Origin of the sequence: Gallibacterium salpingitidis, from assembly GCF_001678495.1 — a bacterium.
Lineage (GTDB): Bacteria > Pseudomonadota > Gammaproteobacteria > Enterobacterales > Pasteurellaceae > Gallibacterium > Gallibacterium salpingitidis.
The window spans coordinates 97,079-103,424 of the sequence record NZ_JTJL01000005.1 but is presented as its reverse complement, the minus strand read 5'-3'; the positions used below and the strand labels follow the sequence as shown (position 1 = coordinate 103,424).

Annotated in this window: 8 protein-coding genes and 1 pseudogene; 2 read left to right on the top strand and 7 right to left on the bottom strand. The window is 36.7% G+C overall.

The window, feature by feature from the left end; genetic code table 11:
• From QS62_RS01985 to arsC, 7 genes and pseudogenes are all read right to left on the bottom strand, one after another.
• Nucleotides 1-2,061: autotransporter outer membrane beta-barrel domain-containing protein (locus QS62_RS01985; protein ID WP_156550032.1), on the bottom strand; the 2,061-nt coding region annotated here is incomplete at its 3' end.
• A 112-nt stretch (nucleotides 2,062-2,173) separates the two neighbouring features.
• Nucleotides 2,174-2,326: an ESPR domain-containing protein gene (locus QS62_RS11845; RefSeq protein WP_082966112.1), complete on the bottom strand. Its 153-nt coding sequence runs from the start codon at nucleotides 2,324-2,326 to the stop codon at nucleotides 2,174-2,176.
• A gap of 334 nt (nucleotides 2,327-2,660) precedes the next feature.
• Nucleotides 2,661-2,966: a heavy-metal-associated domain-containing protein gene (locus tag QS62_RS01980; RefSeq protein WP_066105100.1), complete on the bottom strand. Its 306-nt coding sequence runs from the start codon at nucleotides 2,964-2,966 to the stop codon at nucleotides 2,661-2,663.
• Between the two features lie 9 nt (nucleotides 2,967-2,975).
• On the bottom strand, nucleotides 2,976-3,329 hold the full coding sequence (locus tag QS62_RS01975) for a mercuric transporter MerT family protein (protein WP_066105096.1): 354 nt from the start codon (nucleotides 3,327-3,329) through the stop codon (nucleotides 2,976-2,978).
• Nucleotides 3,301-4,416, bottom strand: coding sequence for a transglutaminase-like domain-containing protein (locus QS62_RS01970; protein ID WP_066105124.1), 1,116 nt, complete (start codon nucleotides 4,414-4,416; stop codon nucleotides 3,301-3,303). Before QS62_RS01970 ends, QS62_RS01975 begins: the two co-directional genes overlap by 29 nt.
• 186 nt (nucleotides 4,417-4,602) lie before the next feature.
• Nucleotides 4,603-4,758: pseudogene (locus QS62_RS01965) on the bottom strand (alternative ribosome-rescue factor A); the annotation flags it as partial.
• A gap of 89 nt (nucleotides 4,759-4,847) precedes the next feature.
• The gene (gene arsC / locus QS62_RS01960; RefSeq protein ID WP_066105091.1) at nucleotides 4,848-5,210 is read right to left on the bottom strand and encodes an arsenate reductase (glutaredoxin); all 363 of its coding nucleotides are present in this window, start codon (nucleotides 5,208-5,210) and stop codon (nucleotides 4,848-4,850) included.
• A 265-nt stretch (nucleotides 5,211-5,475) separates the two neighbouring features.
• Here arsC and rplM point away from each other — a divergent pair, with 265 nt between their 5' ends.
• Together rplM and rpsI are read left to right on the top strand one after the other, a co-directional pair.
• Nucleotides 5,476-5,904, top strand: a complete 429-nt coding sequence (rplM, locus tag QS62_RS01955; protein WP_066105088.1) for a 50S ribosomal protein L13 — start codon at nucleotides 5,476-5,478, stop codon at nucleotides 5,902-5,904.
• Nucleotides 5,905-5,920: 16 nt separating this feature from the next.
• A complete protein-coding gene (rpsI, locus tag QS62_RS01950; RefSeq protein ID WP_066105085.1) occupies nucleotides 5,921-6,310 on the top strand; it encodes a 30S ribosomal protein S9 in 390 nt (129 codons plus the stop codon).
• The last annotated feature ends 36 nt before the right edge of the window (nucleotides 6,311-6,346 follow it).

The following is a 6,346-nucleotide window of genomic DNA, read 5'->3' as shown; positions in this document are numbered from 1 at the left end:
ATTAAAGTCTTTTGCTCCTTTTTCAATATAGTCTTCGACCTCAACTCGTTGATAATCTAAGCCGATAAATGGGGTGACTTTTGCCTGTGGATTCACTTGGAACGCTCTATTTAAGGTAATGCCAGTACGGAAATGGTTCGCTTTCATCTCACTTTCTGCAGTACGTCCTAAGAAACTAAGATGGCGTTTACCGTCTAAATAGGCTTGTCCAATACCGGCATAAAAATCAATATCCCATTGTGGCGTTAATGCAGTATTACCATATACGCCAACCTGCCAAGTATCGGCTTTTAAGTTATGATTTGCTGCAGAATCATAACTATCCGCATCGGTTTTGAGATAACCCGCGGTTAAACCTAATTTGGTGTTCTCGGTGACACAACGTTCACTACCAATAGCAATACCGCTATGAGTAGCTTGATAGCCAGATAATCCAGATGAGCCATCTCGTTCATTCCATTCTCCTAACACTTTTGCCCATACTTGATTATCACCAGCATCCGCTAAACAACGTCCTGTTGGTATTGCTTTGGTTAAAGTATCAGTGGCTTCCATAATTACTCGGCTGGTACGAATACCTAATAGTGGTTGAAGTTGTTCTACCGCATTCACTACCTCTTTTTCACTGGTTAATGGCATTAATCCTAAAGCAATATCATTTTGAGCTGAGGCTTGAATAATCTTATCTAAACCTGCCGCCATTGGGGTTAAACAATTATCACAAGCTTCTTTCACCAAATGTTCAATTAACCCTGGTTTTGGTTCAGGACTCGGAGTTGGTTCAGGTTCTGGAGCTGGAACCGCTTTGGCATTTAAGTGCATCGCTTGTGGCTCATATAGTGCAGTAAAGTCGAATAAGGCACTATTATCTTCTACTTTCGGATTAAAACGCCCTTTAAGCTCTCCATCAGTAGTTAAGACATTTAAGAAAGTATCATCACCACCACGAAGTTTATCCGCATACACATAAAGTTTGCTGCCCTCTTCAATCACAATATCTTTTGTACTATGTAATTGGCTGTAATCGTTATGGCTATTCACATCGACTTGATAAGTGCCTTTAATTGCTAGCGAATCAACGAGTTGTTTACCACCTGCTTGGGAATACAAAATACCATTTGGATTAACCACCATATCAGTATGAACAATGGTATTTGCTGCTAATGCAATAGTTCCTTCGTTAATAGAAAAGGCAGGACTTGCCGGAATAGTGATATCTACAAAGGTACTAGGAGGATAATTAGCATATAGCTTTTCCTCTTCATGACCAGTAATAATCCCTTCCTCTAACGTACCAAAAAGCGTCCAAGTTCCCGGTCCTTCCTTGGTAATTGTATCGAAAGCAAAAAATTTTTTACCTGGGGTATACTCTACTCCTGATGCATAATATCCAGTTATCTCAATATCTTTAGTAATATTACCAAATTGAGATAAATTAAGAGGGAAAGTCTCCTTACCACTAAGTATTAAGGTATTGCCATTGTTCAAATTACTCTCATCATCTGATCTAATAATCCCTCTAATACTTTTATCTGGATCTGCTGCAAGATTTAAAATTTGACGTTTAGAATAGCTGTCAGATAAATAAGCGCTATTTTGAGGATAAGAAATAAAATGAATAGCAGTATCAGTAAATGGTATAATCTCAGCTGCTCCAGCTACAGTGATTATACTACCGTTATAGGCTCGAATTGCTCCTTGATCTCCATAATCTCCTTGCCAATCAGGTTTTATTATATTCAGTTTACCACCCAAAATATTTACAGATGAATTAATAGACTCTATTCTACCTAATTTATCTCCTATCCCAGAAATAATTAAATTACTGTTTCGAGTCACCCAAAGATCGTTATATATATTACCAGTAAAGTTTTTCCCAAAAATTAGTGTACTTTCATTATGAGCAATAACTTTATAGGATAATATATCAATCTTCCCGTTAAGGGTTATTTCTGAACCATTTACTACTTCAAGTGTTAAAAAACTACCATTTCCTTCAAAAACTACACCAGTAACTTTAGGATGAGCATCGCCTATTCCATTACACTGTCCATCAATCATATAAGTAGTATTAGGTTGTAGACGTATATAATCAGGACATTCCGCAAAAACCGGCAATGACAAACAAGTTAATAGTATTGTAGCAATGAGATTAAAAGAAAATTTTTGAGATTTAGTTAGATAATGAACTGATGAGGGGGGGGGTAATTTGATTATTGGCGACAGTTTTTACTGAGCCTGATTTGCCTTTAGCTCGCGTATTTTCCGCAGCACACTGCCATAACTGCCTAACGGCGTTCCAAACTACACGATAGGTATGATTCATAATCGCTCCTTGTGTTGTGTTACTAAATTGGTTGTAAAAAGAAAGTTAAGTAAATTTGTTGTAACTTATAGAAATAAATTAAAATTAACTAATCTTTATTATCATACGCTTATTTTTTAGTCTTTTGTCAATTTTTTAACAACAAAAACGCTCTTTTTTAAATTTTTTATGAAATACAACACAATTTCTTCACAAATAATGGTAATAGCGAAAAAAAGCAAATGACAAGTACAATCCTTTTGCAGACAAGTACCAGTTTTAGCAAAACAAGATTTTCCTTTTTTAGTACTGCAGAAAAATCTTGTTGGCATTGTAAGATAAGAAGAAAAGAAAATTAGAACAATTGCGCCGTATAGTGTAATTTTTCGATTGCTTGGATTAGCTGTTGATTGGTAACGGTTGGTTTGGCAATAATTTTTACTGTATGTGCATTCATATCGGCTTTAGTTTTTACCACACCATCAAGCGCACGTAGCTCTTTATTCACCAAATAGACACAAAGTTGGCAGGTCATCTCTTTAATATAGAACGATACTTCACGTTCGCCAGTTTGTGTTGTTGCTGCTTGCGCAGTGCTTACATAACTCACATTCAACACTGAAATTGCCAACAATAAACAGCTGAGTATTTTTTTATACATACACTTCTCCTATTCTAAAAACCAAGGTAATACCGTTGGATATGTCAGGAAGAATAAAATCACAATAAACACGATCCAATAAAGAGCAATTAACCATTTACGCGATAAATATTTGGTACAGATAATTTTCTTAGAAAAAATTAACAACCAAAAGCCATAGCCAAAAGCAGCTAACGACAGGATCAACATCGGAATGCGTAAATAGTCAAAGCGATTTAATTCGATTAGCCAAGTAGAAGAAATACCAAACACCAAATAGATCAATGGTGCGATACAACAAAGGGTTGAGGTTACTGCTGCAACCACAGCAGTAACACAACTCACTAAAAATTGATTATTTGATTTCTTTAGAAATGAACTCATAACCAAATTCTTTCGGACTATATGAATTTAATGGATCACCGCCAACTTCTGCATACGGATAACCAAAATTGTTAATTGGTTTTAACTCTGGCGCTGGATAGAGATCAAAATCACGTGCGTGATTAAAGCCGACCCAATTCGCTTCCCAGTTACCAAATAGATATTTCGCGACTGCTTGTGTATCTTTATCATTAACTGATTTTTTCTCTGCTAAACGCATTTTCGCTACATCCGCAGAATCAACTGGCACCCAACCGAAACCAGCTAAATAGAATTCTGCACGACAATGTTGTCCACCATTCTCATTAGCAACACCATCTTTTGCACTACCAAAAGCGGTTTTAGAGTATTTTGACATCTTAGGTGCGGCACCAAGACGAATACCAAAAATTTCACGAGCAGGAATATTAGAAGCACGCGCTAAGGCAACAAAGACTGAATTAATATCAGTACATTTACCTTTTAGCACACCAGTAGTAAGAATTTTTTCTACATCGCCATCACCGCAACCTAATACCGAATTATCACGTTCCATATTGTTAACGATCCACTTGTGAATTAGCTCTGCTTTCTTCAATGGATTGGTTTCTTTACCAACAATTTTGTCAGCATATTCTTTCACAATACCGTCAGTTTTAATGTGCGCAGTTGGTTTTAAATAAGTTTGCACATCAACTGGATATTGAATCTCTTTTGGTGCTTTATAGTTCTTTAATAACCCGGCTGCCATTGGCTCACGATCTTGAGTTTCGATCACCATTTTTACTTTGAGAATACGTTTATCCGCTTTTTCACCCCAATTCGAATAGAGTGTTTTCGCACCATATTGGTTATTTTCGGTGATATACGCATTGCGATAATTCCCTTCAAATTCAATTGATTTCAAGGTTTGATAATCGTTATTAAACGGTAACGGTACCCATAAATTGGTTTCACCTTGTGCCCCTTTTGGCACAACGAGATCATAACTATTGGTAAATTCGTAAGTATGAACAGTAGTATTCGGATTAGTGTAAGTAGAAGGAGATGGATTTGATGCACATGCAACAGTTGAAGCTAGCATTGATGCTAAGAAAACTTTTTTCATCATATTGTAGTACCTTAAAATAAACATAACTTGCTATATTTTAGCGTCCGCAAAACGAACCCAGTTAGGATACTCAGATTTGTAAAAAAAGAAAGGGGTATTTTGTGTAAAAGTGATTGATAAAAAGATTGATAAGAAAAAAGTGCAACAATAAAAACTCTAAAATAGAACCTTTATTGTTGCACTTTGGTAATCGTGCTTAACGTGTTTCGCTTTGCGTTGATAACTGCCTTTACCTTTGCGCTTGCGTTCAATACGTTGTCTAAACAGTTTATCGCTCACTAGTGCTTTGATTGCACTCTCTTGAATTTCACCTCGTTGGTGTTGATAGTTTTGTTTCATACTTTTTCCTTCTTGAGTCATTTAATTTAACACAATAATACCGCCGACTATGCGGCGGTGCGTATTATGGCAAATTTGAGTTTATTCGGCTATAAAATTTCCAATACATTTTCCGGTGGACGCCCAATTCTCGCCTGTTTACCATTAATGACAATCGGACGTTCCAGTAAAGCTGAATTATCGACAATCGCTTGCAATAATTTTTCTTGTTGTTCTGGAATAGTTGGATCAAGACGATCTAATTGTAATAATTTATACAAATCATCTTTCGTTCTCATCATTAAACGCGGATCATCAATTCCCAATTTGACCATTAATGCTTTTAATTCCGGTAATGAAAAGTGATGTTGTAAATAAAGCACCACTTCTGGCTGTACTTGTCGTTCTTCCAATAATTGTAAAGTAGCTCGGCTTTTTGAACAGCGTGGATTATGCAAAATTTGAATTGTCATTTTTCACTCCTTTTTATTAAATAAGCTCATCTACTCTATCACGCCTTTATAAAAATCAAAAAATAAAACAGAAAAATAAAATTTAGCATAGTTTTTTCATTTTGCTTCCTGTATAATCTTGCGACCCTGTTAATTACATCGGTTTTTCCCGCCATGTAATTTTTTTATGCTTAAAATACACTCGAAGGGGTGCTGATTGAGAGCGAAAAGGTGTGTTCAAATTGTTGAACACAGGGTGTTAAATTATTATTTTGGTAATTAATTAATGAAAACTTTTGTAGCAAAACCAGAAACAGTAAAACGCGACTGGTATGTAGTTGATGCGACAGGTAAAACTTTAGGTCGTTTAGCTGCAGAAATCGCAAGCCGCTTGCGTGGTAAACACAAAGCTGAATATACTCCACACGTTGACACAGGTGATTACATCATCGTTATCAATGCAGATAAAGTTGCTGTAACCGGCCGTAAAAAAACTGACAAGATTTATTACTGGCACACTGGCTACGTTGGTGGTATCAAACAAGCGACTTTTGCTGAAATGATTGCTCGCCGTCCAGAACGTGTGATTGAAATCGCAGTTAAAGGTATGTTGCCTAAAGGTCCTTTAGGTCGTCAAATGTACCGTAAATTAAAAGTGTATGCAGGTAGCGAACATAATCACGCTGCACAGCAACCACAAGTTTTAGATATTTAATCACGAGGTTTAGACTATGGCAGATCAAAACTACGGCACAGGCCGCCGCAAAAGCTCTTCAGCTCGTGTATTTATTAGACCGGGCACAGGTAAAATTACTATTAATCAACGTGATATCGACGTTTACTTCGGTCGTGAAACTTCACGTATGATTGTTCGTCAACCTTTAGAATTAGTTGATATGGCAGAGAAATTTGACCTTTATATCACTGTTAAAGGTGGCGGTATTTCTGGTCAAGCAGGTGCAATTCGTCACGGTATTACTCGTGCATTAATGGAATATGATGAAACTTTACGTCCTGCATTACGTGCAGCTGGTTTCGTTACCCGCGATGCTCGTCGTGTTGAACGTAAAAAAGTGGGTCTTCGCAAATCACGTCGTCGTCCACAATACTCAAAACGTTAATACGATTTGTACTATCAGAATCAAAGAAAAAGGGTC

Coding starts and splice junctions, on each gene's coding strand:
- QS62_RS11845 (WP_082966112.1), bottom strand. CDS start 2,326: ATGAATCATACCTATCGTGTAGTTTGGAACGCCGTTAGGCAGTTATGG.
- QS62_RS01980 (WP_066105100.1), bottom strand. CDS start 2,966: ATGTATAAAAAAATACTCAGCTGTTTATTGTTGGCAATTTCAGTGTTG.
- QS62_RS01975 (WP_066105096.1), bottom strand. CDS start 3,329: ATGAGTTCATTTCTAAAGAAATCAAATAATCAATTTTTAGTGAGTTGT.
- QS62_RS01970 (WP_066105124.1), bottom strand. CDS start 4,416: ATGAAAAAAGTTTTCTTAGCATCAATGCTAGCTTCAACTGTTGCATGT.
- arsC (WP_066105091.1), bottom strand. CDS start 5,210: ATGACAATTCAAATTTTGCATAATCCACGCTGTTCAAAAAGCCGAGCT.
- rplM (WP_066105088.1), top strand. CDS start 5,476: ATGAAAACTTTTGTAGCAAAACCAGAAACAGTAAAACGCGACTGGTAT.
- rpsI (WP_066105085.1), top strand. CDS start 5,921: ATGGCAGATCAAAACTACGGCACAGGCCGCCGCAAAAGCTCTTCAGCT.